General features: G+C 64.9%; 23 protein-coding genes. 7 read left to right on the forward strand and 16 right to left on the reverse strand.

Annotated elements, in window-relative coordinates:
- Positions 1-11 precede the first annotated feature (11 nt).
- The 6 genes from G0P99_RS13855 to G0P99_RS13880 all read right to left on the reverse strand — a co-directional run bounded on the left by G0P99_RS13855 (position 12) and on the right by G0P99_RS13880 (position 5,796).
- A complete protein-coding gene (locus G0P99_RS13855; RefSeq protein WP_164130772.1) occupies positions 12-434 on the reverse strand; it encodes a hypothetical protein in 423 nt (140 codons plus the stop codon).
- Positions 431-1,519, reverse strand: a complete 1,089-nt coding sequence (flhB, locus tag G0P99_RS13860) for a flagellar type III secretion system protein FlhB (protein ID WP_164130774.1) — start codon at positions 1,517-1,519, stop codon at positions 431-433. Before flhB ends, G0P99_RS13855 begins: the two co-directional genes overlap by 4 nt.
- Positions 1,516-2,289 carry a flagellar biosynthetic protein FliR gene (locus G0P99_RS13865; protein ID WP_164130776.1) on the reverse strand — a complete coding sequence of 258 codons (774 nt, stop codon included), beginning with the start codon at positions 2,287-2,289 and terminating at the stop codon, positions 1,516-1,518. The genes flhB and G0P99_RS13865 overlap by 4 nt, the downstream gene beginning before the upstream one ends.
- Positions 2,286-4,358 (reverse strand): flagellar biosynthesis protein FlhA, encoded by a 2,073-nt coding sequence (flhA, locus tag G0P99_RS13870; protein WP_370462786.1) that lies wholly within the window; start codon positions 4,356-4,358, stop codon positions 2,286-2,288. The genes G0P99_RS13865 and flhA overlap by 4 nt, the downstream gene beginning before the upstream one ends.
- A 25-nt stretch (positions 4,359-4,383) precedes the next feature.
- A complete protein-coding gene (locus tag G0P99_RS13875; RefSeq protein ID WP_164130780.1) occupies positions 4,384-5,100 on the reverse strand; it encodes a transglycosylase SLT domain-containing protein in 717 nt (238 codons plus the stop codon).
- Between the two features lie 84 nt (positions 5,101-5,184).
- Entirely contained in the window at positions 5,185-5,796 is a 612-nt protein-coding gene (locus G0P99_RS13880) for a TetR/AcrR family transcriptional regulator (protein WP_164130781.1), read from the reverse strand.
- A gap of 104 nt (positions 5,797-5,900) precedes the next feature.
- Here G0P99_RS13880 and G0P99_RS13885 point away from each other — a divergent pair, with 104 nt between their 5' ends.
- Genes G0P99_RS13885 through G0P99_RS13900 form a run of 4 tightly spaced genes read left to right on the forward strand, consistent with a single transcriptional unit; the run spans position 5,901 to position 12,233 of the window.
- Entirely contained in the window at positions 5,901-7,469 is a 1,569-nt protein-coding gene (locus tag G0P99_RS13885; protein WP_164130783.1) for a trimethylamine methyltransferase family protein, read from the forward strand.
- 9 nt (positions 7,470-7,478) lie between these two features.
- Positions 7,479-9,524, forward strand: a complete 2,046-nt coding sequence (locus G0P99_RS13890; RefSeq protein WP_164130785.1) for an NADH:flavin oxidoreductase — start codon at positions 7,479-7,481, stop codon at positions 9,522-9,524.
- 1 nt (position 9,525) lies between these two features.
- Complete coding sequence (locus tag G0P99_RS13895; RefSeq protein ID WP_164130787.1) at positions 9,526-10,257, forward strand: NAD(P)-binding domain-containing protein; 732 nt, start codon at positions 9,526-9,528, stop codon at positions 10,255-10,257.
- Complete coding sequence (locus G0P99_RS13900) at positions 10,254-12,233, forward strand: FAD-dependent oxidoreductase (RefSeq protein WP_164130789.1); 1,980 nt, start codon at positions 10,254-10,256, stop codon at positions 12,231-12,233. The genes G0P99_RS13895 and G0P99_RS13900 overlap by 4 nt, the downstream gene beginning before the upstream one ends.
- A 9-nt stretch (positions 12,234-12,242) precedes the next feature.
- On the opposite strand, the gene G0P99_RS13905 is transcribed toward G0P99_RS13900, so the two are convergent.
- From G0P99_RS13905 to G0P99_RS13935, 7 genes are all read right to left on the reverse strand, one after another.
- Positions 12,243-13,367 (reverse strand): LptF/LptG family permease, encoded by a 1,125-nt coding sequence (locus tag G0P99_RS13905; RefSeq protein ID WP_164130791.1) that lies wholly within the window; start codon positions 13,365-13,367, stop codon positions 12,243-12,245.
- An 86-nt stretch (positions 13,368-13,453) separates the two neighbouring features.
- Complete coding sequence (locus tag G0P99_RS13910) at positions 13,454-14,878, reverse strand: amidase (protein WP_164130793.1); 1,425 nt, start codon at positions 14,876-14,878, stop codon at positions 13,454-13,456.
- Between the two features lie 11 nt (positions 14,879-14,889).
- Positions 14,890-16,101 carry a serine hydrolase gene (locus G0P99_RS13915; protein WP_164130795.1) on the reverse strand — a complete coding sequence of 404 codons (1,212 nt, stop codon included), beginning with the start codon at positions 16,099-16,101 and terminating at the stop codon, positions 14,890-14,892.
- Between the two features lie 84 nt (positions 16,102-16,185).
- Positions 16,186-17,208 (reverse strand): extracellular solute-binding protein, encoded by a 1,023-nt coding sequence (locus G0P99_RS13920; RefSeq protein ID WP_164130797.1) that lies wholly within the window; start codon positions 17,206-17,208, stop codon positions 16,186-16,188.
- Between the two features lie 65 nt (positions 17,209-17,273).
- Positions 17,274-18,098: an ABC transporter permease gene (locus tag G0P99_RS13925; protein ID WP_164130799.1), complete on the reverse strand. Its 825-nt coding sequence runs from the start codon at positions 18,096-18,098 to the stop codon at positions 17,274-17,276.
- Positions 18,091-19,023, reverse strand: a complete 933-nt coding sequence (locus G0P99_RS13930; protein WP_093036005.1) for an ABC transporter permease — start codon at positions 19,021-19,023, stop codon at positions 18,091-18,093. Before G0P99_RS13930 ends, G0P99_RS13925 begins: the two co-directional genes overlap by 8 nt.
- 4 nt (positions 19,024-19,027) lie before the next feature.
- The gene (locus tag G0P99_RS13935) at positions 19,028-20,089 is read right to left on the reverse strand and encodes an ABC transporter ATP-binding protein (protein ID WP_164130801.1); all 1,062 of its coding nucleotides are present in this window, start codon (positions 20,087-20,089) and stop codon (positions 19,028-19,030) included.
- Positions 20,090-20,207: 118 nt separating this feature from the next.
- Between G0P99_RS13935 and G0P99_RS13940 the strand changes: the two genes are divergently transcribed.
- Both G0P99_RS13940 and G0P99_RS13945 read left to right on the forward strand, forming a co-directional pair.
- The gene (locus G0P99_RS13940) at positions 20,208-20,921 is read left to right on the forward strand and encodes a TetR/AcrR family transcriptional regulator (protein WP_164130803.1); all 714 of its coding nucleotides are present in this window, start codon (positions 20,208-20,210) and stop codon (positions 20,919-20,921) included.
- On the forward strand, positions 20,918-22,582 hold the full coding sequence (locus tag G0P99_RS13945) for an amidohydrolase (protein WP_164130805.1): 1,665 nt from the start codon (positions 20,918-20,920) through the stop codon (positions 22,580-22,582). The genes G0P99_RS13940 and G0P99_RS13945 overlap by 4 nt, the downstream gene beginning before the upstream one ends.
- Before the next feature lie 2 nt (positions 22,583-22,584).
- Here the strand turns inward: G0P99_RS13945 and G0P99_RS13950 are convergent, their stop codons facing one another.
- Positions 22,585-23,301 (reverse strand): type 1 glutamine amidotransferase, encoded by a 717-nt coding sequence (locus G0P99_RS13950; RefSeq protein WP_164130807.1) that lies wholly within the window; start codon positions 23,299-23,301, stop codon positions 22,585-22,587.
- 119 nt (positions 23,302-23,420) lie between these two features.
- Between G0P99_RS13950 and smpB the strand changes: the two genes are divergently transcribed.
- Positions 23,421-23,897, forward strand: coding sequence for an SsrA-binding protein SmpB (smpB, locus tag G0P99_RS13955; RefSeq protein WP_164130809.1), 477 nt, complete (start codon positions 23,421-23,423; stop codon positions 23,895-23,897).
- 183 nt (positions 23,898-24,080) lie between these two features.
- On the opposite strand, the gene G0P99_RS13960 is transcribed toward smpB, so the two are convergent.
- Positions 24,081-25,949 carry an adenylate/guanylate cyclase domain-containing protein gene (locus tag G0P99_RS13960; protein ID WP_164130811.1) on the reverse strand — a complete coding sequence of 623 codons (1,869 nt, stop codon included), beginning with the start codon at positions 25,947-25,949 and terminating at the stop codon, positions 24,081-24,083.
- A 71-nt stretch (positions 25,950-26,020) separates the two neighbouring features.
- A complete protein-coding gene (locus G0P99_RS13965; RefSeq protein ID WP_164130813.1) occupies positions 26,021-26,371 on the reverse strand; it encodes a DUF2794 domain-containing protein in 351 nt (116 codons plus the stop codon).
- Positions 26,372-26,379: the final 8 nt, after the last annotated feature.

Genomic DNA, 26,379 nt, shown 5'->3' on the forward strand with positions numbered 1-26,379 from the left:
GACGGACCGGTTCAAATCCCGTCCGGGGGCGCGGCATGATCAGCGCACAGCCTGTCCTGGGACCGCTTGTTGCGCATCTGGAGGATGTCGTTCCGGTGGCTTTGCGCCAGCTCGGCAATCGCCTGTTTGCGACCAAAGGCCAGCCGCAACCCATCCATCATCGTCAGCCGTTTCGCCCGCGCGCGCGCCAGGCTCTGGTTCAGCGTCCGGCGCGTACGGGTTTCCCAAGCCTGCCACAGGATATCGGCGCCCACGGATCTGTAGTCGTGGTCGGATGCATCCCTGTCGCGCAGGCTGGCCAGTTGCGCGTCCAGCTGGGCCAGTTGCGCCGCGATCCGGGCCTCCTCGGCCATCACGACGCGAATGCGCTCGTATTCCCGCAGATAGAGCGCGTCGGCGGCCTGGCTCATGCGGTCAAACATCTGTCGTTTCATCTGATCTTGCCTCGTGCCCGCCGCCGCATCGCCTCGGCAAAGCGGATGGCCGCGGCAACCGGGCTGTAGTGTTCCGCGCCGATTTCCTGCCCGATCTCGACCACGGCGTGCAGGGCCCGGGCGGTGGGCGGATCGGAATGGATCGGCACCCCGGCCTCGATCGCGGCGCGCCGGATCGCGGCGGCGGTCTCGTCGACGCCCTTGGCCACGCAGACCGGTGCGGACCCCTTTTGCCGCGACCATTTCAGCGCAACCGCGTAATGCGTCGGGTTCACGATCACCACGTCCGAGCCGGGCACATCGGCCAGCATCTGGTTCATCGCGATCTCCTGCCCGCGCTGGCGGCGCTGGCTCTTGACATGCGGGTCGCCCTCGGCGTCCTTCATCTCGTCCATGATCTCCTTGCGGGACATCATGTTCTTGCGGATGTGCTCGGCGTGCTGCCACAGAAAGTCGACCGCGCCGATCACCAGCGCGACCGCGACCACCAGGAACATGAAGCCGGACAAGAGCCGCGCCATGACCAGAACCGACTGGCGGGCGTCCATTCCGGCGGTGGCCACGATCTCGGTCAGGTTCACCCGGATAAAGAGGCCCAGCGTCACCGAGTAGAGCAGCAGCTTGACGAAGCTCTTGCCAAACTCGAACAGACCGCCGCGCCCGAACTTGTTTTTGGCGTTCGAGACGATCGAGATGCGCGACAGCTTCGGCTCCAGCTTGGAGGGCGCCATGACAAATGCGCGCTGTGCCACCACCGACAGGATCACCGCCGCGGCGGGGATGACAAAAACCGGCAGCAGCGCGACCGATACGGCGCCGAGGAGGCCGCCGACCGGGCCGGCCGCAGGACCGTCGAAGATCAGCCGCGACAGCCCGTCGGACTGGTCGATGAGAACGACCAGCGGGTTGGCCAACTGCGTCATCCCCGCCGCGCCCAGCCCGGTCAGCGCCAGGGTCATGCCGGCATAGCCCGCTACCATCGACAGGTCGGCCGACCGGGCGACCTCGCCGCGTTCGCGCGCCTTCTGCAACTTGTGCGGCGTCGGCTCGAATGACTTTTCGCTGTCGTCGTCGGGTCCGCTCATGGCCGCGCCCCGACCGGGTCCTGGAAGAACGCCATCAAGGCGTCAAGCCAGACCGACAGGATCACCGGCGTTGCCACCAGGAGCAGCGCCAAGCCGCCAAAGGTGATAAGCGGCGCCCCGACAAAGGCCACCATCAACTGCGGCATCGCCCGATTGATCGCCCCCAGCGCGAGGTTGTAGATGAGTGAGGCGATGACAAAAGGCGCGGCCAGGCCAAAGGCCAGGGCGAACATCCGGCTCACCTGCGCCACGCCCCATTGGGTCAGGTGCCCGGCGCCCGGCAGTTGGCCTACCGGAAACAGGGTATAGGACCGAATCAGGAACTCGGCAGCGCGCACATGCAGCCCGGCCATGACCGCCAGGGTCAGGCCCGCCATCATCAGCAGATGCCCCATCGCCGGTGTCGGCTCGCTGACCGCGCCACCCAAAAGCTGCGACAGCGAGGTGGCCTGGGCCGCGATCATCCCCGCCACCTGAAGCGCCATGGCAAAAAGCCGGATGCCGAGGCCCATGGCCAGCCCGGCCAGCGCCTCGGTGCCCGCCAGGGCGGCAAACTGCACCGGGTCCGCGACGGCGGGCGCGGGCGGCGTCGCGGGGGCGATGATCATCGAAAACGCCGCCGCGACCCCGAACCTGACCCGCATCGGGATCGACGATTCTCCAAACGCGGGCAGCACCGAAACCAGGGCCGAGACCCGCAGGAACACCGCGAACACCTGCCAGAGCTCGGCCGAGATCAGCGTCAAGAGCTCAGGCGGCAGCGCGATCATGCCGGCACCTGCCCGACCAGCGAAGGCCGCGCCTCAAGCCCGATTTCCTCAAACGAAAGTACCGGGTTCGAGATGCCGCGCGCCCGAAGGATGGTGCGCAGGAACCGCCGCCTGCGGGTCGAGGTGACAAGTGCCGCGAAAATCCCCTGGCTTGCGGTCTGGCCCAGGCGCCCCGCGATCCCGTCGGCCAGCCTGTTGAACAGGTCGGGCGGCAGCGCGATGTCCAGCCCGCCGCCCGCGCCATCCAGTTGATAGGTGGCAAAGGTCTCTTCCCATTCCGGGGCCAGTTGCACCAGCGGGATCGAGCCGTCGGGCCGCTTCATCTCGGCCACCAGCTGGAAGCCCAGCCGCTGGCGGACATGTTCACAGATCGCCTCGGGCTGGGTGGTGGCGAGCCGCGCTTCGGCCACCGATTCCAGGATCAGCGGCATGTTGCGGATCGACACCCGTTCATCCAGCAAGAGCCGCAGCACCGCGTGCAGCGTGTCGATCGGCACCTTGTCGGGGATCAGCTCGTCCAGCAGCTTGCGGTTGGCCTCGGCGCGGGCCGGATCGGACAACAGCGTCATCTCCGACAGCAGCCGGCGCAGCGATTTGAGCGTCAGCAACCGGGCGAAGTTCTGCTTGATCACCTCCAGCAGATGGGTCGCCAGGATCTCGGGCGGGGCCACGATCGTGGCCCCCGACAGGGCCGCGCTTTCCTGATCCTTGGGCAGTATCCAGCGGGCGGGCGCACCATAGACCGGTTCGCTCACGTCCTTGCCATCGGGCAGGGCGTCGGGCTGGTCGGTCATCAAGGCCAGGATCAGATCGGGGTGCAGCACGCCACGGGCCTGCTCGACACCCTGCACCTTGATCACATAGGTCCCGGCGGGCAGCTCGGCCTGATCGGTCAGCCGGATGTCGGGCAGGATCAGCCCGTAGACCGAGGCGACATGGGTGCGCATATTGGCGATCCGGGCGTCAAGACCTGTGCCTGGGTCAAGCGCCATTGCCACCAGGTCGGGGGCGAATTCCAGATGCACATCGTCCAGGTCGAGGATATCGCCGATGCCCTGACGCGCCGCCGGTGCCGCCTCGGCCCCGGCCCTTGCGGCGCTTTCCGCCGCCGCCCGTTGCTTGCGATACATCGACCAGGCGGCATATCCCAGCACCGCACCGCCCGCGATAAAGGGCAGAAAGGGCAGGCCGGGCACGAGCGCGAACAGCACCATCAGCACCGCCACCGTGGCCAGCGCGGCGGGGTGCCGCCCAAGTTGTGCGAACAGCGCGGTATCGGTCGCCCCCTGGGTGCCGCCGCGCGCCAACAAGAGGGCCGAAGCGATCGAGATGATGACGGCGGGGATCTGCGACACCAGCCCGTCGCCCACCGTCAGGATGGCATAGGTCTCGAACGCGGCGCCAACCGGCATGCCATGCACGATCACCCCCATGATCAGCCCCATCACCAGGTTCAAGAGCGTGATCAACAGCCCGGCGATGGCATCGCCCTTGACGAATTTCGACGCCCCGTCGAGCGAGCCGAAAAACGTGGTTTCCTGCTGTTCCAGCTCGCGCCGGGCCTTGGCCTGTTGGTGGTCGATGGCGCCCGCCGACATGTCGCTGTCGATGGCCAGCTGCTTGCCCGGCATCCCGTCCAGCGCAAAGCGCGCGCCGACCTCGGCCATGCGGGCGGCGCCCTTGGTGATCACCATGAAATTGACGATCAAGAGCACGCCAAACACCACGAGGCCCAGAAAGATGCTGCCGCTCATCACGAACTGGGCAAACCCCTCGATCACGTCGCCCGCCGCGTTCGGCCCGGTATGCCCCTGACCGATGATCAGCTTGGTCGAGGAGACGTTCAGCGACAGCCGCAGCATCAGCGAGGCCAGCAGGATGGTCGGAAAGGATGAGAAATCCAGTGGCCGTTCGATGAACAGGGTCAGGGTAAAGATCAGGATCGCCAGCGCGAACGAGGCCGCCAGCCCGATATCCAGCACCCAGGCGGGCATCGGCAGGATCATCATTACGATGATCGCCATCAGCGCCAGCGACAGCAGAACTGTCGGGCTGAACAGCGTTCTCATGTCAATTTTCGGCAAGGCGGCGATCCTAGTTGAACGGGATAAAGGCACGGCCGGCCTGGCCTGTGGCGACAAGCGAGCCCAGGCGCGTTCCGCCCGCAGGCGTCTGGCCGCCAAGGGCGATCAGCGGCCGCGCCCGCGCGGCGGTCAGCGATCCGGTACGGGGCTCCGGGGCGGCATCTTCCAGCCGGACCCGCGTTGTTTCGAACCGGGCGGCATAGGCATCGGCCAGCGACTGGGTGCGCGAATGAAATGCGCCCGCCGCCGCCTTCCACGAACCCAGCTCGCCATAGAGGTCCTTGAGAAAGCGGGCGGCGTAATCGGCGTTGATCTCGGGGTCGAACATATCGTCGATCGAGCGGAAGGCCTGACTGTGCCAGCGGTAATTGATCTGGAAACACCCCACGTCGAAACTGCGCGCGCCCGACTTGAACCGTTCAAAGACAAACTTCTGCGCGGCGGTCTGCGAGGGGAACCAGTGACCGACACCCTCCATGTTGACGGTCCAGGGCCAGGGTTCCAGCGCGCCGCCGCTGCTGCGCCCGGTTTCGACCCGGGTGATCGCGCGCAGTACGTCAAGCGGCACGTCATGCGTGCGCGCCGCGCGCCGGGCCGCCATGTCGCACAGACCCGAGGTGCCGGGATCGACCGTTGCCGCCGCCGGATCGGCCAGTGCAAGCATCCACAAGACCGCCAGCCGCACCGCGGGCGCAAGAATGGTATTCGGGATGCAATGTCTGGGCATTCTGCCTGTCCGGGATTCTTCCGCTCCCCGGGACGTTATCGGCAGGTCCGTTTACAACGGGTTAGCGCGGGCGGATTTCCAGGGTCAGGCCGGGTGGCGGGACATGAACCGGTCGATGTCGGTCTCTGACGGGGCAACGCCGGTGAACACCTCGACATAGTCGGGCATATTGGCCAGCCGGGTCTCGGGGTTTTCCTCGATCCGCATCGAGATATAGCCGACCTGAGTATACATCACCGTCATCGCCCGCACATTGGCCTGCTGCGCGGAATAGCCGAACCGCAGGAACATTCCGGCGACCGCGTCCTGCCGCGCCAGATCGGCCTGGTCGAGCCGCGCCTGAAGCCCGGCGTCGTTGCGCGCCCAGTTGCGAATCGCCAGATCCAGCCGGGCATCGAACAATGCGTCGTCCAGCCAGCAATCGAACAGGTTGAACATCGCCTCGACGATGCTTTCGGCAAAGGCCTCGGTCCGGGCCACCAGATTGCCGGTGTTCTTTTCCTCCCAGCGGCGCACCATCGCCTCCAAGAGAGCCTCGCGATCCTTGAAATGCCAGTAAAAACCCGATCGCGCGACGCCAAGTTTCTGCGCCAGCGGCATGATCTTGACCGCTTCGACCCCGCTCTCGGTCAGCAGGTCATAGGCAGCCGTCAGCCAGGCGGCCTCGGTGCTGGAGGGTTTGGGCGCGATTGTCATGGCGCAAGATCTAGCATCCTCGACACCACTGCACAAGTTACTTGACACAAGTGTCGAGTCACGCACAGATAGATCAGTTTCGCTGTTTATCGCAGGTTTCACCCATGACCGATCAGACGCCCCCCAGGTCGCGGCGCGCGCGCCGCAGTTCCGACAAATCCAGCCGGTCGGCCGAACCGGGACAGAACCTGCACCTGCGGGTGCCCTACATCACCCGCAAGATCCCGACCTACGATCTGCTGGGCGAAGAGGCGCTGGAGAAGATCGAGGCCACCGCCGACCGTATCCTTGCCGAGATCGGGATCGAGTTGCGCGACGACGAAGAGAGCATGACGCTCTACAAGAAGGCGGGCGCGCAGGTGACCGAACTGCGCGCCAACACCTGGAATGTCCGGTTCGAACCGGGCATGCTGCGCGAGATCCTGAAAACCGCGCCTGCGCGCTTTACCCAGCATGCGCGCAACCCGGCCAACAATGTCGATATCGGCGGCGACGCGATGGTGTTCGCGCCCGCCTATGGCTCGCCCTTCGTGATGGATATGGACAATGGCCGCCGCTACGGTACCATCCAGGACTTCCAGAACCTGATCAAGCTGGGTCAGTCCTCGCCCTGGCTGCACCATTCCGGCGGCACTATCTGCGAACCCACCGATATCCCGGTGAACAAGCGGCACCTGGACATGGTCTATGCCCACATGCGCTATTCAGACCGGGCCTTTCTGGGTTCGATCACCGCGCCCGAACGCGCCGCCGACAGTATCGAGATGTGCCGCATCCTGTTCGGGGCAGAGTTTGTTGACCAGAACTGCGTCATCATGGGCAATTTCAACACCACCTCGCCGCTGGTGATCGACGGGGTCACGGCGGCGGGCATCCGTACCTATGCGGCGGCGGGGCAGGGGTCGATCCACCTGCCGTTCCTCTTGGGTGGTGCCGTGTCGCCGCTGACCATGGCAGGGGCCGTGGCGCAGTGCCTGGCCGAATCCATGGCCTCCTGCGCCATCGCCCAGCTGACCCGTCCGGGGGCGCCGGCCATTCTGGCCGGGTTCCTGTCGTCGATGAGCTTGCGCACGGGCAGCCCGACCTTCGGCACGCCGGAACCGGCGCTGGGATCGCTGGTGATGGGCCAGCTGGCGCGCCGTCTGAACATGCCGCTGCGCTGCGCCGGCAACTTCTCGACCTCCAAGGCGCCCGACGGGCAGGCCATGCAGCAGGCGATGATGTCGATGATGTCGGCGGTGCAGGGCGGGGCGAACTATATCCTGCATTCGGCCGGTTTCGTCGACGGTCTGCTCAGCATGTCCTACGAGAAATTCGTGATGGACACCGATATGTGCGGGGCGCTGCATTCCTATCTGGCCGGGATCGAGGTGAACGAGGATACGCTTGGCTTCGACGCGCTGGCGCAGAATGGCCCGGGCGAGCATATGTTCGGCACCGACCACACCCTGCGCCACTATGAAACCGCCTATTGGGATAGCGGGTTGAACGACGACCAGACCCACGAGACCTGGTTCGAACAGGGCAGCGCCGACTATGCCATCCGCGCCAACAAGCGGTGGAAGGACATCCTGAACAGCTACGAGGCACCGGCGATGGACGACGCCACCAATGAGGCGTTGCGCGATTTCATCGACCGCAAGAAAGCCTCCATGCCCGATGCCTGGTACTGAGGAAACCCCATGTCTCGCGACCCGCTAATGCAACCCTATCAGCTGAAACACCTGACCCTGAAAAACCGGATCATGACCACCAGTCATGAACCGGCCTATCCCGAGGACGGCCTGCCCAAGGACCGCTATCGCGCCTATCACGTCGAACGCGCCAAGGCGGGCGTGGCGATGACCATGACCGCCGGGTCCGCCTCGGTCAGCCGAGACAGCCCGCCGGTGTTCAACAACATCCTGGTCTGGCGTGACGAGGTGGTGGGCTGGATGAAGAAGCTGGCCGACGAATGCCACGACCACGGCTGCGCGGTGATGATCCAACTGACCCACCTTGGCCGCCGCACCGGCTGGGACAAGGGCGCATGGCTGCCTTCGGTCAGCTCGACATCCGACCGGGAACCGGCGCACCGCCGGTTCCCGAAACTGGCCGAGGAGTGGGACATTTCCCGCATCATCGGCGATTTCGCCGATGCCGCCGAAAAGATGAAACTGGCGGGGCTGGACGGGGTCGAGATCATGACCCATGGCCACCTGCTGGATCAGTTCATGTCGCCGCTCAGCAACGAGCTCGACGGCCCCTATGGCAAGGCGACGCTGCAAACCCGGATGCAACTGACGCTCGACATCATCGACGCGGTGCGCAAGCGGGTGGGTGAGGATTTTATCGTCGGCACCCGCTTTGCCCCCGACGAGGCGCAGACGGGCGGCATCACCGAAGAGATGGGCATGCAGATCGCCCATATGTTCAAGGCGACCGGGCAGCTCGATTATCTCAATATCAACCGGGGCCGGATCCATACCGACCCGGCGATGACTGACATGATCCCAGTACAGGGGATGAAGGCCGCGCCGCATCTCGATTTCGCCGGGCGGGTCCGGGCCGAGGTGGGGATGCCCACCTTCCACGCTTCAAAAATCCCCGATGTTGCCACCGCGCGCCATGCCATTGTCACCGGGCAGCTCGACATGGTGGGCATGACCCGCGCCCATATGGCCGACCCCTATCTGGTGCAAAAGATCGTCGAGGGGCGCGAACACGACATCCGCCCCTGTGTCGGCGCCACCTATTGCCTCGACCGGATCTATCAGGCGGGCGAGGCGCTCTGCATCCACAACCCGGCCACCGGGCGCGAACTGACCATGCCGCATCAGATCCCGGCGGCGGAGACCCGCAAGCGGGTGGTGATTGTCGGCGCCGGTCCTGCGGGGCTCGAGGCCGCGCGCGTCGCCGCCGAGCGCGGCCACCTTGTGACCGTGTTCGAGGCTCAGCCTGACCCCGGCGGCCAGATCCGCCTGACCGTGCAAAACCCGCGCCGCCGCGAGATGATCGGCATTGTCGACTGGCGCATGGCGCAATGCGCCGCCCGCGATGTCGCGTTTCACTTCAACACCTGGGCCGAGGTCGCGGATGTGACCGCGCTGAACCCCGATGTGGTGATCGTCGCCACCGGCGGCCTGCCCAACACCAAACTCTTCGAATCCGGGCATGAGAACGACCTGCTGGTCAGCGCCTGGGACATGATCTCGGGCGATGTGAAACCGGGGCGCGAGGTGCTGATCTATGACGAAAGCGGCGACCACCCGGGCGTGATGGCGGCCGAGATCGCCGCCAATGCTGGCGCCAAGGTCGAGGTGATGACCCCCGATCGCAGCTTTGCCCCCGATATCATGGGCATGAACCTGGTGCCCTATATGCGCGCGCTTCAGGACAAGGATGTGACCTTTACCGTCACCCGTCGCCTGCTGGACGTGACCCGCGACGGTAACCGGCTGCGCGCCAAAATCGGTACCGATTACAGCAGCTTTGCCAAGGACCAGACCTATGATCAGGTGGTGGTGAACTATGGCACCATGCCGATGGCCGACCTCTATTTCGAATTGCGCCCGCTGTCGCGCAACGGGGGCGAGGTCGACTATCAGGCGCTGATCGACGGGCGGCCGCAGGAGGTCGAAACCAACCCCGACGGCGCGTTCCAGCTCTTCCGCATTGGCGACGCGGTCAGCGCCCGCAACACCCATGCCGCGATTTATGACGCGCTGAGGCTGATGAAGGACATCTGACATGCGCATCGGGGTGATCGGAACCGGAACCATCGCAACCGCCGTCGTGCACGGCATCGCGGGCGCCGGGCATGCGATCACCGTATCCGAACGCAGCGCGGCCAATGCGCAGGCCTTGGCCGCCGCTTACCCCAATGTCTCGGTCGCCTCAAATCAGGCGGTCGCGGACGCCAGCGATATCGTCATCCTCGGGCTGATGGCCGAAAAGGCGTCGGGCATCCTTGGTGCCTTGACCTTTCGCACCGATCAGCAGGTGATCACCCTGATGGCGGGCGCCACGCTGGAGGAGGTGGCACAGATGGTCGCCCCCGCCCGCGCCGCCGCGATCATGATGCCCTTTCCGGGCATCGCACAGGGCGGCTCGCCCATCATGATGCAGGGCGACGCCGATCTGGTCCGCGCATTGTTTGGCGCGCGCAACCAGATCTTTGCGCTGAAGGACGCCGCCGAGATGGCGGCCTATCTCTGCGCCCAGGCGGTGCTGTCGCCAGTCACCCGGATGGTGGATGATGCGGCGGGCTGGCTCTCCTCCCGCGTCTCGGACCCCGTGCAGGGAGAGGCATTCCTGCGCGCGCTCGTCGCCTCCAGCCTCGCGGGCAGCGACTGTGCCAGCCTGATCGCGGCGCTGAATACGCCGGGCGGCTACAACCAGCGCCTGCGCCTGCATATGGAGGACTCGGGCATGGGCGACAGCCTGCGTGCGGGGCTTGATAGGCTGGAGCAAGACGCATGAGCTTCAAGCATGTCTTCACCCCGGTTCAATTGCGCCACAAGGTGTTGAAAAACCGCATCGTGTTCGGCGCCCATACCACCAACATGGCCCATGACGGCCTGCCGGGCGACCAGCACCTGGCCTACTACCAGGAACGCGCCATGGGGGGCGCCGCGATGATCGTGGTCGAGCCGATGCCGGTCCATGCCGCCGCGGTTCTGACGCGCGGCAATTTCCGCCATTCCAGCGATGACGTCATCCCGCATTTCGCCCGCATCACCCAGGCCTGCAAGGCGCATGGCACGGTAATGATCCAGCAGCTCTATCATGTCGGCGCCCATGGTGACTGGGACAATTCCTGGCACGCCAACTGGTCGCCCTCGGGCGGGCCCAGCTATCACGACAACGATGGCAGCCACGCCATGACCGACGACGAGATCGAGGAAACCATTCAGGGTTTTGTCGATGCCGCGATCCGCTGTCAGAAGGCCGGGTTTGACGGGGTCGAGGTCTGGGCCGCCTATCACTGCCTGCTCGACCAGTTTTGGACACCGTTTTCCAACCAGCGCAGCGACCATTGGGGCGGCTCCCTTGAAAACCGCACCCGGCTTTCGCGCGAGATCATGGCGCGCATCCGCGCCGCCTGTGGTCCCGATTTCATCATCGGCCTGTCGGTGAACGACGATTCCGACAAGCCCGTGTGCCTCAGCCATGACGAGATGGTCGAGATTGTGGCGCTGCATGACGCGCAAGGGCTGATGGACTATGTCACCGTCGGTTCGGGCAGCTATTTCGACTTCTACAAGCTCCTGCCCAGCTTTCAGTATGCCGAAAACCTCGGCGCCGATCTGGCCGAGCGGCTGAAACAGGCCAACCTGACCGCGCTGGTCACCGCCGAGGCCAATATCCGCACCCCCGACAACGCCAACACCGTGCTGGGGGCAGGGCGGGCCGATCTGGTGTCGATCGTGCGCGGCCAGATCGCCGACCCGCATCTGGTGGCCAAGGCCGAACGCGGCGCGGCGCAAGACATCCGCGGCTGCCTGTCGTGCAACCAGCAATGCTGGGGACGGCGCGGGCGCGATTACTATATCTCCTGCCTTGTGAACCCCTCGGCCGGGCACGAATACCTCTGGGGTGGCGACCGGTTCACGCCCGCGCAGACCCCCAAAACCGTACTGGTGGTGGGCGGCGGCCCTGCCGGGCTGGAATGCGCCCGGGTGGCTGCCGAACGCGGGCACCGGGTGATCCTGGCCGAGGCGGGGCCGGAACTCGGCGGACAATTCCGGCTTGCCGGGCTGCAACCGCGCCGGGCCCAGATCACCGACCTGATTGGCTGGTACGAACGGCAGCTGCGCCAGCTTCAGGTCGAAATCCGGTTTAACACCTATATGGATGCCCAGGACGTCGCCGCCATCGGGGCCGACCATGTGATACTGGCCACCGGCTCCGCCCCGCCGGAAACGGGGTTCCAAAAGGCGCTGCCGCATGTGGCCCGCCTGCCGGGGATCGAACGCGGGCAGGTCTGGTCCATCCACGACGTGATGACCCGTGCCGCCCAGCTGGGGGACCATGTCGTGCTGCTGGACGAGGCAGGCAACTGGCGCGGCATCGGCACCGCCTGGCATCTGGCGGAAAAGGGCCACAAGGTCACCATCGTCACCCCCGACCCGATGATCGGGCGGGAACTGGCCCGCTCGGCCACCGATTTCCCCGCCCGCGCCACGCTGGCGGGGCTGGGGGTGCGGTTTGTCACCGAAAGCGCCCTGACAGGGTGGAGCGAGGCAGGCGTCTCGATCCTGTCGCTGCTGACCGGCGAGACCGAAACCATCGCCGCCGACAGCCTGGTTCTCGCTACTGCCAACACGCCTGAAACTAGTCTGGCTCAAGAGTTGCTGGAGATGGTGATCGAGGCCACCAGCATCGGCGACGCTGCCGCCCCGCGACTGGCCGCCGCCGCCATACACGAGGGCCGCAAGACCGGACTGTCGCTCTGACCCGGCGCCTCAGACCGCCGCGGCCGCGCGCCGTCTCAGCCGCACAGGTCGTCCCGCGATCCTGAGAAACAGCACAGACACCGCGATACCGCCGAGTGCGGGCATATGTTGCAGCCACCACAGGTTCGGATGCTCGGTCACTGTCGCCGATGCGACCCCGCGCAGCCCCTCGATCGCAACAAGCAGCGCAAAGGCACCCAGCAATTGCGGCCACAGCCCAAAGCGCGAGAACGTGCCCAGCATCAGGGTCGAAAAGCCGACCATCGCTACCGCCACGCTGATGGCCAGCCAAGACAGCCGCTCCTGTAACTCTTCCACGATATCGCCATGGGCATAGGTATCGGCCCCGGGCCCGCCCAGCCGTGCCCGGTTCAGCTCCAGCGTCGGAATACCGCGAATGTCCCGCGACCGGACCTCGTCGCGCCGGGCCAGTGCCGAGATGTCATAGGTGAAATCGCTGAACACCGTGGTCGACAGCAGCTTGGTCTTGGCATCCATCTGCAAGGCCGTGCCCTCGACCATCACCAGCGCCACCTGCTCGCCGCTGCGCGCCAGAAAGGCCTTGGAACTGGTATAGGTCACCACCTGCTCCGGCCGCCGCCGGTCCGACAGGTAGACATCGCTCAGCGTGCCGTCGCGGCCGATATTGCCGATGTAGACGGTGACACCCTTGACCGGATGCATGAACTGCCCGTCATTCAGCAGTTGCGCCGTCATGTCGCCCGCCACTTCGGCCTGCCGCGCCTCCAGCCGTTGCAGCGAGGCGGGGCGCAGGTAAAGCGTGATCGTGCCCAGCATCACCGCGCAGATCAGCCCGAACAGAACCACCGGCCGCGCCAGCCGCATCGGGCTGGTTCCGGTGGCCAGCATCACCGTCAGCTCGCTTTCCCGGTTCAGGCGGTTGGTGACATAGACGGTGGCGGCAAAGGCCGCCATCGGCATCACCGTGCGGATGAGCGAGGGCAGCGACAGCGCCGTGAACTCCAGCGCCACCATGGCCGTCTGGCCACTGCTGATCAGCTTGTCGAACAGGCTGACCGCCTTGCTGATCCAGAACACGCCGACCAGGACAAAGGCAAAAAACCCGCAGAGCACCAGCAACTGGCGCAGGAAATATCCATCGAATTTCGACATGCTGTCCTTTGCCCTGGCAGTCTGGTCGCGACACCATAAGCCATGGACGTGGAATACGAAACTCACATTTCCGGGGCAGTTCCCGCTTAGGTCAGTTTCGGCCTGCCTGCCGCATCCGCGAACCAGCCGCCCTGCGCCGCCTCATAGGCCATCGCCGCCTGGAACACCACCTCGTCGCTATAGGTCGGTCCGACGATCTGGATGCCGGTCGGCACGCCATTTCCGGCAAAGCCCGACGGCACCGAGATCACCGGGCAGCGGCTCATCATGTTGAAGGGCGTCGTCATCACCCAGCCCAGCTCGGGCCGCACCGATACCCCTTCGATCTCCAGCCCCTCGGTCGATGGGTCGAAATCGGCGCGCACGGCGGGCAACGCGTTGGTGGGGCAGATCAGGCAATTGTACCGTTCCAACAGCGGCCCCAGCTTCTTGTAGCTTTCGCCCGCCACTTGCAGCGAGCGCACGAAATCGCGCGCGGTCGAACTCAGCGAGCTTTCCGCGAAGGCCCGGCAATAGGTGGTCATCAGGTCGCCATGAGTCTCCAGCTCCTCGGACAGGGCACCGCCAAAGATATGGGTCAGATAGGCCCAGCAGGCTTCCGGCACTTCCGGGCCCCAGCCGATCTCGACCTCCTCCACCGTCGCGCCCAGATCGCGGAACACCTGCGCCGCCGCTTGCGTGTTGCGCCGCACGTCCTCGGACACGGTGAAACTGCCCAGATCCATCGACAGCGCGATCTTCCAGCCGCGAATGTCGGGATAACTGTCGGGCAGCACCAGCTTGGGCTTCAGGGTCGAGATATCCAGCGGGTTCGGCCCGCTCATCAGGTTCTGGAGCACGATCGCATCCGAAACCGAACGTGCCAGCGGCCCGGTATGGCAATAGAAATCCAGGTTGAACGGGATGTCGTCGGGGTTGCGCCCATAGGGCGGCTTGTACCCTACCAGCCCGCAGCAGGACGCCGGAATACGGATCGACCCGCCGATGTCCGACCCGGTGGCCAGCGTCGTTGTCCCTGCCGCCAGCGCTGCCGCCGACCCGCCCGACGACCCGCCGGGAGTGAACGCGCGGTTCCACGGATTTCGCGTCACCCCCCACAGCCGCGACCAGGTGAACCCGGCGCACGAAAACTCGGGTGTCGCCGTGCGTGCATGCACGATGGCGCCCGAGGCCAGAATGGGCTGGTTCATGGGCGAGGTATGGTCGGCCACGAAATCCTGCATGATAAGCGAGCCGCTCGACGTGGGCTTGCCCGCGATCATGCTCTCGTCCTTGATCGCCACCGCCAGCCCGTCCAGCGGGCCATTCGGCGCGCCCTTGGTCCAGCGCGCCTCGGCGGCCCGTGCCAGGTCCATCGCCTCGTCGAAATGGGTATGGGTAAAGGCGTTGACGGTTTCTGCCGTGGCCTCGGCCCGGGCGATCTGCGCCGACAGCAATTCGACCGGTGACAGGCTCTTGTCGGCGAACCGGGCCAGAGCCTCGGTCGCGGTAAGATAGATCAGGTCCGACATGTCTTTCCCTTTCAGCTGAGTGCGGCGGCAATCGCGTCGATTGCCCGCATGGTGTTGGAATGGCGGCTATCCGACAGCGACTCGGGCCAGCTCGACTGGCAGGCGACCACCAGCTCGTGCTCAGGGTCGACGTAGATGACCTGCCCATAAATCCCCAAGCTGATATGGACGGGCCGGGCGACGTCGCGGATCCAGAACATGTTGCGATAGCGCCCGTTGGGCATGAACTCGCGGCTCTGATCGTCGAACCGCCCGTGATCGCCGCCCCGCACATCCTCGATCCAGGCGCTTGGGATAACCTGCCGCCCACCGGCGCGGCCGCCGTCCAGCATGGTCTGGCCGAACCGGGCGCAATCGCGCAGGCTGGCACAGATGCCGCCATCGGCCAGCGGGGTGCCGTTGCGGTCGACGGTGACATAGGCCCCGGTCTCGGCGCCCATCGGCGCCCACAACACCTCGGACACCGTCCGGGCAAACGACTGACCGCTCACCCGCGCGATCAGCACGCCCAAGAGATCGGTCTCGATCGAGCGATAGCTGAACCGCGCCCCATGCGCGGCCTCGCATTCGGTCAGCGACAAAATGTAATCCCACGTGTTGTCCGGACAGGAGCCCGGCGCCATATGCGGCGGCAGCGGCTTCCACCCCGAGGCAAATTCCAGCCGCGCCACATCGCAATCGGGATCCTCGTAATCCTCGACGAACCGGACGCCCGTGGTCATGTCCAGCACCTGTTGCAGCGTCGCGCCCTTCCAGCCCGTCGCCGCCAGTTCGGGCAGGTATTCCGTCATCGGGGCTGCGGGGTCCAGCAGGCCCCGGTCGATCAGGATGCCGACGGTGGTCGCGGTGATCGACTTCGACACCGACATCAGCAGATGTCGCGACCCGCGCGTCATCCCGTTATGATAGCTTTCGTGCAGAATGCGGCCCCGATGCGCCACCAGGAACCCGTCGGCATAGTCCGCGAGCAGATCCGCCAGCGTCATCGGCTTGCCGTCCCAGCCGGTGAATGCGACACCCGACAGGTCCTGCGGCGCCTCTTGCCACTCCAGCGCGTCGGGTCCGCGCGCGATCTCTTCGGTCGGTACACACATGCGGATGTTCTGGAAGGTCCAGCGGTTCCAGGGTGCCCGATCCCAGTCATAGGGTGGCAGGCGCCAGCCAAGCGGCTCCTTGCCCCGCAGGATCGGCGCCTGCGGGTCGGCATTGCGATAGAAGGTCATTGTTCCTCTCAGAAGGCTGTCGCCCTGTTCGAAAAAAGGGCCAGCGAAAGGGCCCGCAACCGGGCCCTTTCCTGTCTCACAACCTTACTTCTGAAGGTCGGTCCAGATCCGGGTATAGAGCGCCTGTGTCTCCGGCGCGCAGGTGCCGTTGAACTTGCCGGCGGCCTTCAACTCTTCGGGGATCACGATCTCGGGTGCGGTCATCATGTCCTCGGGCATGAAGGCTTCGGATCCCGAGATCCCGTTGGCATACCGCGCGAATTCCGAAATCAGCGCCGCGTTTTCCGGGTCCATGACAAAGTTCTGGAACGCCTTGGCCTCGTCCATGTTATTGGCGTCCTTCAGAACCGCGACCGAATCCATCCACAGTGGATAGCCTTCCTTGGGATAGCCATAAGCGATCGCCTCGTTCTGCAACCGCATCCGGAAGGTCGAGCCGTTCCAGTTCACACCCGCCCACAGGTCTTCCTTGGCGAATTTCTCCAGGTTGCCGTAATCCATGCCCAGCCAATGCTGCTTGGCGTTAAGCAGCGTCTCGTGAACCTTCTTCAATACTTCCTTGTCGTCGGTGCAGGGTTCACCGCCCGCATACATGATCGCCATGACCATCACGTCGCCCATTTCGGGCACCACGTTGATCTTGCCCCGCAGTTCCTCAGGCGGATCAAGGAAGATGGCCGAGGTGTTGATATCGCCGCTGTAGTACTTGGTGTTCACCACAACGCCGGTGGTGCCCCACTGCCATGGCACGGTGTAATGTCGGCCAGGGTCCCAATCCACATCGACCCACTTGGCGTCCATGTTCTTGAAGTTTTCCATCTGGTCGGGGCGGGTTTCGGCCAACAGTCCCTCGGAAATCCAGATCGGCACATAGGTATGGGTCGGCACCACGATGTCGAACCCGTGACCGCCCGCCTTGACCTTGGCCAGCGCGGTGTCGTTGCTGTCGTAATCGGTGATCGTCACCTTGATGCCGGTCTCGGCCTCGAATTTCTCGATCAGCTTGGGGTTGGTGTAGTTGCCCCAGTTATAGATGTTCAGTTCCTTGGCATAGGCGCCCCCGGCCATCAGGGCCAGCGCGGATGCCGCGGCAAGTACGTGTCTCATGGATGTTCTCTCCTTGTTGGTCCGTTCACGATTGGTCCCGGCTCTTGCGGCCGGTTGAAATGCGCCTAGCCCCGTTTCGAGGTCAGGCGGAAAAACAACGATACCAGGATTGCGCCCGCCAGCAGGATCACGGTCGAGATCGCGTTGACCTCGGGCGTGACCACGCGGCGCAATTGCCCCAGCATATAGGTGGGCAGGGTCTCCTGCCCGGCGGATTTGACGAATTCGGTGATCACCACGTCATCCAGCGAGATGACAAAGGCCAGCATCAGCCCGGCCACGATCCCCGGCCACATCAACGGCAGGGTTACCCGGCGAAAGGTCAGCCAGCGCGAGGCATAAAGATCCTGCGCCGCGGTCTCCAGCGACAGGTCCATGGTCTCCAGCCGGGCGCGGATCGGCAGATAGGCAAAGGGCACGCAGAACGCGGTATGGGCCACGATCAGGTAGATCATGCTGGTATGCCCGGTCCAGACCTTGATGGCCGCGAATACGATCAACAACGCCACGGCGGTGACGATCTCGGGCACCATCAGCGGTTGGTTGATCAGCGCATAGATCATCGTCTTGCCGGGGAAATGGCGGGTCCGGGTGGTGGCCAGCGCCGCCATCGTGGCGGCCACCGTCGCCACCGAGGCCGCGACCAGCGCCAGGAACAGTGACCGCACGGCGGCATCCTGCACCGCCTCGTTGGCGACGGCCTGCTGGTACCAGCGCAGGCTGAACCCCTCCCAGATCGCCATCGAGGTGCCGGCGTTGAACGAAAAGGTGACCAGGATCGCGATCGGCGCGTAAAGCGTGATCAGGGTAAAGATGGCCACGATGGCGAAGCCGGGCAGGGTGCGGACCGAATAGCCCTTTGGCGGTTTCTGCGTGCGGGATTCAGCCATCGGATTGCTCCCTCGATGTCACCCGGACATACCACATCAGCGCGATCATCACCGCCGCCATCAGCATCAGCGACAGCGCCGCTCCCAGCGGCCAGTTTCGGCCCTGACCGAACTGCAACTCGATCAGGTTGCCGAACATCAGGTTCTTGCCGCCGCCCAGCACCCGGGGCGTCACATAGGCGCCCAGCGACGGGATGAAAACCAGGATCGAGCCCGCGATGATGCCCGGCTTGATCAGCGGCAGGATCACCCGGCGGAACGCGGTCCAACGCCCGGCATACAGGTCATGCGCCGCCTCGACGAGGCGGAAATCCAGCTTGTCCACCGCCGCATAGACCGGCAGCACCATCAGCGGCAGATAGACATAGGTCATGCCGAAGCCGATGGCGAAATTGGTGAACATCATCTGGATCGGCGCGTCGATGATCCCCAGTTTCAGCAGGACAAGGTTGATCACCCCTTCGGACCGCAGCAATTCCTGAATGGCGATGGTCCGCACCAGCAGGTTGGTCCAGAACGGCACGGTGATCAGGAACAGCCAGAACTCGCGCTTGCCGGGTGGCTGGGTGGCGATGAACCACGCCGTCGGCACGCCAAAGATCAACGTCAGCACCGTGGTGATCAGCGACAGCGAGAACGACCGCCAGAAGATCGACAGATGCGCATCGGCCCAGATCAGCGTGTCGTCGAATATGTCCCGCTGCACCAGAGTGTTCATCCAGCCTTCCAGCGAGAACTTCCAAACGACATTGCCGTAATCGCCCGGCGTCAGAAAGGAATAGACCACCATCACCATGAGCGGCCCCGCCGCCGCCAGCGTGATGATAACCACCGCCGGCAGCGCCAGCATCCAGCGGCTGCGGTTGTCGGCGGCCTGGGCTTCGGCTTCCAGCTCTCCGGGGCGATATGCGGCCTGTTCGCTCATGCGCCTAGTCCACCAGCACCGTGACCGCGCCCGGCGCCACCGACACGCCCACCTGCGCACCCGTCTCCAGCAGGCCGCTGGCCCCGGGCAGGTTCGACGCGCGGGCCTTGATCGCCTCGCCGGTCTTCAGTTTCAGATGCGCCACGGTCGCTTCGCCGGAATAGACCACGTTTTCCACCGTGGCGGTCAGCGCGGCACCTTCGGCGCCGGTTCCTGCCACGGTCACATGTTCGGGCCGGATCAGCACGCTGACCTTGCCGTCGGCCACGCCTTGCGGCGGTTGGACCGTGAATGTCCCGCCCGCCTCCAGCGTCACCGACCCGGCTGACAACTGTCCGTTCAAAAAGTTCGATTCGCCGATGAAGTTCGCCACGAACCGTTCCGAGGGCCGCTCGTAGATCTCGCGCGGGTTCCCGATTTGCAGGATGCGCCCGCCGCTCATCACCGCGATGCGGTCCGACATGGTCAGCGCTTCTTCCTGGTCATGGGTCACAAAGACAAAGGTGATCCCGGTCTCGCTCTGCAACCGCTTCAACTCGATCTGCATCTCCTTGCGCAGCTTCAGATCCAGCGCGCTCAGCGGTTCGTCCAGCAACAGCACCTCGGGGTGCGGCGCCAGCGCCCGGGCCAGCGCCACCCGCTGCTGCTGCCCGCCCGAGATTTCCGAGGTCTTGCGATGCTTCAGCTCTTCCATCCGCACCAGCCGCAGCATCTCGTCGACCGTCTTTGCGATCTCGTCCTTGGGCTTGCCAAGCATCTCCAGCCCAAAGGCGATATTGCCCGCCACGCTCATATGCGGGAACAGGGCATAGTTCTGGAACACCGTGTTCACCGGCCGCTGGTTCGGCGGCAGCCGGGTGATGTCGCGCCCGCTCAGCCGGATGGCGCCGATGGTCGGCGGTTCGAACCCCGCGATCAGGCGCAGCAATGTGGTCTTGCCGCAGCCCGACGGACCCAGCAGGGTAAAGAACTCGTTTTCCCGGATCGTGACGCTCACGTCGCGGAGTGCCGTAAAGGCCACGTCACCCGCGCCAAAAGTCTTGGTCACCTTGTCGATTTCGATCATGAACGCCCTTTGGGTTGCCGTGCGCTGAACACTTGCCTGCAATAAAGTGCTATTGACAAAAATATTTTAGTCAATAAAAAAATTTTCTTAGAAAAACTTTTTTGCATGGGAAATCGGCTTGGCATTCGAGCGCCCAAATAGTGATCAGGTCGACCCGGGCGACAGCTCCGAAACCGGTCTGCGCGGTCGAAAGAAGGCTCGGCGCAGGCAAGAGATTCTGGATGCCGCCGGGCACTTGTTCGCGGTCAACGGCTTCGATGCAACGACACTGGCCGACATCGCGCAGGAGACCGGGGTTTCGCCGCCCACGGTGTCGAACTACTTCGGGTCCAAGGAAAACATCCTCAGCGCGCTGATCTTCGAAGGGGCAGAGCGCGAGCGAACCAACCACATGAACCTGCCACGCGAAACCGGCCAGCCCTTTGCCGAGGTTCTGGGTGCCTTCCTTGTCGACCTGACGGCCAAGACCATGCAGATCGCCGGAAAGCGGGTCTGGCGCTATGCCGAGGCTGCCAATATCCGCCGCCCGCAATCCGAGTTCGAACGCCAGTTCACCAATTCGGATCAAGAGCTCCGCAAGCTGATCGGTACGTTCATGAGCGATTACGACATGGTGCTGCGCAATGGCACAGCGCCTGACCCGGATGTGCTGTCGCGGCTGTTCTATGACACCTGGACTATGTGCTATTTCTCTTACATCAAGAATGACGCGATGACGTTCGACACCCATCGGGCCGAGGTCATGCAGGCCATTACCGCGCTTGTCGCCCTCGTGTTCGACGACGGCTTCGCCGCCACCTCTCCCCTCAAACGCACAAAGGAAGCTCGATGAGCAACGCCGATCTGGTGATCCTGAACGGTCGGGTCCTGACGATGGATCCAGCCACCCCCCGGGCCGAGGCGCTTGCCATCTCGGGCGGGCGCATTCTGGCGGTCGGCTCAAACGCCGATATCGCCGCACTGGCCGCCCCCGGCGCGCGCCGGATCGACGCGCAGGGCGGCACCGTGCTGCCCGGCCTGGTCGAGGCGCATCTGCATCTTTTCGCCGGAGCCTTCGGCCAGCGTTTCCTGCAACTCGACGGTGTGCACGGCCTGGCCGCGCTGCGCGACAAGGTGCAGGCCTATGCCAAGGCCAATCCGCAAGAGGCGCTGCTGATCTGCAAGGCCGCCGATTACAACCTGTTCGGCGAGGGCGTCACCACCACCCGCCAACTGCTCGACCAGGCGCTGGCCGACCGGCCGCTGATCCTGTTTGCGGGCGATCACCACACCGCCTGGGCCAACACCGCCGCGCTGACCGCCGCCGGTCTGATGCATGGCCGCGACACCCCGCCCGGCAACGAGGTGGTGATGGCCCCCGACGGCACCGCCGCGGGCGAGCTGCGCGAACACGCGGCTTTTGACCCGGTATTGGCGTTGCGCTCCTCGGGCGGGCGCGAAAGCCTGGGCCTCTTGGGCGTCGAACCTGAAACGCCGCCTACCCCCGTGCAACGGGCCGAGGACCTGGCGGTGATGCGCGACGGGCTGAAACTCTGCGCCTCCTACGGCTTCACCAGCCTGCACAACATGGACGGCAACCGCTACCAGCTTGAACTCTTGCACGAGATCGAACAGGCGGGCGATCTGATCTGCCGGACCGAGATCCCGTTCCACCTGACCCCGTCGAAACCGGTCTCGTCGCTGGCCGAGGCGTCCGAGCTTGCCGCCGAGTTCGCCACCGACCGGCTCAGCGCGCGGCGGGTCAAGATGTTCATGGACGGGGTGGTCGACAGCTCCACCGCCGTCATGATCGAGGATTACGCCGACCGCCCCGGCTGGCGCGGCGAGCCGCTGCATTCGGCCGAACGCTTCACCGAGGCCGCCATCGAGGCCGACCGGCGCGGCCTGCAAATTTCGGTCCATGCCATCGGCGACGGCGCCGTGCGCCGGGTCCTCGACGGGTACGAGGCCGCGCGCCGCGCCAACGGCCCGCGCGATTCGCGCCACCGGATCGAACATATCGAGGTGCTGCATCCCGACGACCTGCCGCGCTTCCGCGAACTGGGCGTGGTCGCCTCGATGCAGCCACCGCACCCGCCCGGCGCGATGGATTTCCCGCTCGATCCCTGGACAACAAAGGTGGGCGCGGCGCGCTGGCCCTGGGCCTTTCCGGTCTCCTACCTGCGGGCGCAGGGCGTACCCATCGCCTTCGCCTCGGACTGGCCGGTCTCGGACCTGAACCCGTTGCGCGGGGTCAAGGCGGCGGTGATGCGCCAGCCCTGGCGCGACGGCGATCCCGCCCATGCCTGCACCCTGCACGAAGCGCTGCACGGCTACACCTGGGGCGGCGCCTATGCCGGGTTTGCCGAGGATCGCACCGGCAAGCTGGCCACGGGCTACCTCGCCGATATCGTGATCATGGACCGCGACCTCGAGGCGATCCCGCCCGAGGAGCTGGACCAGGCCCGCGCGGCCATAACCCTCAGCGAAGGCGTCCCGGTCTGGGAGGCGTAACCTCAGCCAAGGCTGGCGCGGGCCCGCGCCAGCCAGTTCATGAACAGGGTTTCGGCCAGTTGCGCCAACTCTGTCTCGTGCCGCTCCAGCCTCTCGATCATCACCCGCTCCGGGTCGGGGCCCAACTTCGGTGTCAGATCCTCGATCACGCCGGGGCTGGCGAACCAGTCACGCATCGTCGCGGTGTCGATCTCGGGATGAAACTGCACCGAGCCCACCGCGCCCTTCCCGGTCATGTGCTGGTTGCCGCAATCGCCGGTCTCGGCCAGCGGCGCATAGCCCGGCGGCAGCGCCTTGATCTCGGCCGAATGCCAACTGAACACGGGGAATTCCTCGGGCAGTCCCTCCAGCAACCCCGCCTGCGGCCCGGACCGGCGCACCGGGATCACCCCGAACTCCGCCACCTCGGCCGGCCCCACCTCGCCGCCCAACGCGGCAGCAAGCAACTGGTGACCGAAACAGATCCCGAAATAGGGCTTGCCCGCCTCGACCGCGCGGCGGATCAGGTCCAGCTCGTCCACCAACCAGGGATATTTGTCGGTCTCCCAGACCTGCATCACGCCGCCCAGCACCCAGAGCGCGTCGAATGTATCGAGTGGCGGCAGGCGCTCCACCTCGGGCATCAGCACGGCTCGCGTCTCGATCCCCTCACGCGCAAACAGCGCCCGGAACCGCCCGGCATGTTCAAACTCCGCATGTTGCAGGATCAATACGCGCATCCGCCTTGCCTCGCCCCGGTCCGTTTACCCCGTTTGTGCAGCGGCGCTCGGCGGCTGGCAACTCGAAACCGCGCCACCCCGCTTGCAAGGGCGCCGTAACGCGCCTAAATCTGCCCCCCATGGCCAAGCAAAAGATAGACCCGAACTACAAGGTGATTGCCGAGAACCGGCGCGCGCGCTTCGATTACGCGATCGAGGACGACGTCGAATGCGGCATCGTGCTCGAAGGGTCCGAGGTCAAGGCGCTGCGCGGCAGCGGTACCAATATCGCCGACAGCTACGCCGCCGTGGAAAACGGCGAGCTCTGGCTGGTCAACTCCTACATCCCGCCCTACGGACAGGCCAAGATGTTCCGCCACGAGGAACGCCGCCGCCGCAAGCTGCTGGTCTCGCGCAAGCAGCTGGCCGATTTCTGGAACGCGACCCAGCGCAAGGGCATGACGCTGGTGCCGCTGGTGCTCTATTTCAATCACAAGGGCATCGCCAAGATGAAGCTCGGCATCGCCAAGGGCAAGAAGATCCACGACAAGCGGGAAACCGAGGCCAAGCGCGACTGGAACCGCCAGAAACAGCGCCTGCTCAAGGAAAATTCCTGACCGGGCATGCGGCAGAGCGTGCGCTGGGGGGCCAGCCCCCCAGACCCCCGGAGTATTTCCGACCAGAAAGAAGCAAGAGCGATCAGGGTTTCTTTCTGGTGACAAATACTTCCGCCGGAGGCGTCCGCCCGGGCCACAGGCGGGACGTCATGCGGCCTTGGCCATCCGGATCAGCCCTGCTGCTCAACTCTCGAGTATACCGGCCTGAACCAGCGCATCGAGGTATCTTTCCAGGAACGACTGGTCCCGGTGGGCCGCCCGAATTTGCCTGAAATAGGCAGCGCTGGCTTGCGGAAAGATCTCAAGAAGCTTTTTGGCCTCTTTGCGCGCCGCCGCCATGTCACCTTCGAAGACAGCGGCGACCACCAACACGGATTGCGCCTGGGGCTTGGCCCGGACATCGTTCATGTCGGATGCCAGAACCTCGCGCGCCAGTTTCCTGGCCTCGTCGTAGAGGCCCAGTTCCAGACGGGCATAGGTGACGGAGGCAGGCAGCCACTCGGGATAGTCGGGCTCCAGCCGCATGCCCCGCTCCATCAGCTCCAGCCCCTCGCGTGGCTGTCCGGATGTCGCCTTGACCAACCCGCCCAGCGCGTTTGCGTCGGCGCTGCCCGGCGCCAGCGCAATCGCCTTGTCGGCCAGCACGATGGCCTCGTCATGTTGGCCCACTACTTGCGTCAGGATCGCGGCCAGGGTGAAAAAATCCCCGTATTCCTCCAGTTCTATGGCATGTGAGGAAAAATCCATCGCCTTTTGCCAATCCGTTGCCGGATCGTTGGACAGGCCAAGCGTTAGCTTCTGCCAGAAAAGCCAGCCCATAAGGTAGTTTGTGTTCGCCCGGTCGGGATCCTTGCGATAGAGCGCGCCCCAAAGGCGTTCGGCATTCGCATGACCTTCGGGGCTGAACTTCTGAAACTCGGCCCGACCCTGGACCATGGCGACATAATTCTCGAAACTGCCCGACCTTTCGAGCCATGTCCGGGTGCCTTCGCCCACGGTCAGCGACACAGATAGCTCTTCGAACACCCGCTGGGATATCCCGTCCTGCAAGGCAAGCAGATCGTCCATGGTGCTGTCCTCGCGGATCGACCAGATTTGCTGACCCTTGATCGCGTCGGCCAGTTCGGTGGTCACGCGCAGCGTCTCGCCAGAGCGCAGCACGCTGCCACTGAGAATATAGCGCACGCCCAGGTCGCGGGCGACGTCAGTCGCGTTCACCTGCCGGTTCTTGTACTGGTTCATCGTCGAATGCGCGATCACCAGCATGTCGGGTGAAAACGACAGGGTTGAAATCACGCTTTCGGTGATCGCATCCGCCACCCAGCCCTGCGATCCCGCCTCGCCGCGCGTTTCAAAGGGCAACACCGCGATTGATGGCTTTTTCGGCAATTCCAGCGCCATTTCCTCCGGATCGACCGGGGTGAAATCCGGCCGCGTCCAGACCCAGCCCAGCACACCAAGCGCGACCGCCGCAGCAAGCAAGACCAGCGCCGGGCGCGTGAACCGACCGAGTACGGCCCCTCCATGGGGTGCAACAGGGCCATCCGTGACCTGAAACACCCGCACCGGGGTCGAGATATTCTTCAGCCGTTTCTCGCCCAGCGGCCGGTACCCGACCTCGACCTGCGATTTCAGCATGTCATGGGCGGTGCCCGACACCACGATGCCGCCCGGTTCGGCCAGCGCCTCCAGCCGGGCGGCGATGTTCACCCCGTCGCCATAGATGTCGCCCTCGTCGAACACCACGTCGCCCAGGTTGATGGCGATGCGGTAGCGGATGCGCCGGTCCTCGGGCACCTCCGCCTCGCGCGCAATCATGGCGCGCTGGACCAGCACGGCGGCCTGCATCGCCTCGACGATCGAGTTGAACTCGGCGATCAGCCCGTCGCCGGTCAGCTTGATGATCCGCCCGTGGTGGTCGCGGATGGTGGGGTCGATCAGCTCCAGCCGGTGCCGTTTCTGCCGCGCCAGCGTACCCGCCTCGTCCAGCTCGACCAGGCGGCTGAAGCCGACCATGTCGGCGGCCAGGATTGCAGCGATACGCCGTTCCATCTTGCCCCCTCCAACACCCGGCCGCCATTAACCGTTGGCGGTCCTCTGGCCGGGCAGGATATGCTCTGGCGTCAGTCCGGGTTCACCACCCGGATCAGCTTGCGTTCCAGCACCCGCAGCACCGATTTCAGATCGTGACCGCGCTTCAGGATACGTCCGTCCATGCCCACAACCGCATACATACCCTGTCGCCCCCGCAGGCGCGGTCGCTTTTCGATGCGGTAGAGCGGGTGTTCAGCGGTGCGCCGGAACACCGAGAACACCGCCACGTCGGTCAGGTTGGAAATGCCGTAATCGCGCCACTCGCCGGCGGCCACCATGCGGCCATACACGCCAAGGATGACGGACAATTCGCGCCTATCAAAGGCGACCTGCGTCTGGGCCGGGCCCGCGGGATACGGGCTGGGAGGCTGCATGTTCATGTTTACAG

Source organism: Ruegeria sp. PrR005 (assembly GCF_010500245.1).
Classification (GTDB): Bacteria; Pseudomonadota; Alphaproteobacteria; order Rhodobacterales; family Rhodobacteraceae; genus Ruegeria_B; species Ruegeria_B marisflavi.

Coding starts and splice junctions, on each gene's coding strand:
- G0P99_RS13910 (WP_164130793.1), bottom strand. CDS start 14,878: ATGTCGGACCTGATCTATCTTACCGCGACCGAGGCTCTGGCCCGGTTC.
- G0P99_RS13930 (WP_093036005.1), bottom strand. CDS start 19,023: ATGAGCGAACAGGCCGCATATCGCCCCGGAGAGCTGGAAGCCGAAGCC.
- flhB (WP_164130774.1), bottom strand. CDS start 1,519: ATGAGCGGACCCGACGACGACAGCGAAAAGTCATTCGAGCCGACGCCG.
- G0P99_RS13895 (WP_164130787.1), top strand. CDS start 9,526: ATGCGCATCGGGGTGATCGGAACCGGAACCATCGCAACCGCCGTCGTG.
- flhA (WP_370462786.1), bottom strand. CDS start 4,358: ATGAGAACGCTGTTCAGCCCGACAGTTCTGCTGTCGCTGGCGCTGATG.
- G0P99_RS13890 (WP_164130785.1), top strand. CDS start 7,479: ATGTCTCGCGACCCGCTAATGCAACCCTATCAGCTGAAACACCTGACC.
- G0P99_RS13865 (WP_164130776.1), bottom strand. CDS start 2,289: ATGATCGCGCTGCCGCCTGAGCTCTTGACGCTGATCTCGGCCGAGCTC.
- G0P99_RS13965 (WP_164130813.1), bottom strand. CDS start 26,371: ATGAACATGCAGCCTCCCAGCCCGTATCCCGCGGGCCCGGCCCAGACG.
- G0P99_RS13920 (WP_164130797.1), bottom strand. CDS start 17,208: ATGAGACACGTACTTGCCGCGGCATCCGCGCTGGCCCTGATGGCCGGG.
- G0P99_RS13925 (WP_164130799.1), bottom strand. CDS start 18,098: ATGGCTGAATCCCGCACGCAGAAACCGCCAAAGGGCTATTCGGTCCGC.
- G0P99_RS13935 (WP_164130801.1), bottom strand. CDS start 20,089: ATGATCGAAATCGACAAGGTGACCAAGACTTTTGGCGCGGGTGACGTG.
- G0P99_RS13875 (WP_164130780.1), bottom strand. CDS start 5,100: ATGCCCAGACATTGCATCCCGAATACCATTCTTGCGCCCGCGGTGCGG.
- G0P99_RS13905 (WP_164130791.1), bottom strand. CDS start 13,367: ATGTCGAAATTCGATGGATATTTCCTGCGCCAGTTGCTGGTGCTCTGC.
- G0P99_RS13885 (WP_164130783.1), top strand. CDS start 5,901: ATGACCGATCAGACGCCCCCCAGGTCGCGGCGCGCGCGCCGCAGTTCC.
- G0P99_RS13950 (WP_164130807.1), bottom strand. CDS start 23,301: ATGCGCGTATTGATCCTGCAACATGCGGAGTTTGAACATGCCGGGCGG.
- G0P99_RS13915 (WP_164130795.1), bottom strand. CDS start 16,101: ATGACCTTCTATCGCAATGCCGACCCGCAGGCGCCGATCCTGCGGGGC.
- G0P99_RS13855 (WP_164130772.1), bottom strand. CDS start 434: ATGAAACGACAGATGTTTGACCGCATGAGCCAGGCCGCCGACGCGCTC.
- G0P99_RS13960 (WP_164130811.1), bottom strand. CDS start 25,949: ATGGAACGGCGTATCGCTGCAATCCTGGCCGCCGACATGGTCGGCTTC.
- G0P99_RS13945 (WP_164130805.1), top strand. CDS start 20,918: ATGAGCAACGCCGATCTGGTGATCCTGAACGGTCGGGTCCTGACGATG.
- smpB (WP_164130809.1), top strand. CDS start 23,421: ATGGCCAAGCAAAAGATAGACCCGAACTACAAGGTGATTGCCGAGAAC.
- G0P99_RS13900 (WP_164130789.1), top strand. CDS start 10,254: ATGAGCTTCAAGCATGTCTTCACCCCGGTTCAATTGCGCCACAAGGTG.
- G0P99_RS13880 (WP_164130781.1), bottom strand. CDS start 5,796: ATGACAATCGCGCCCAAACCCTCCAGCACCGAGGCCGCCTGGCTGACG.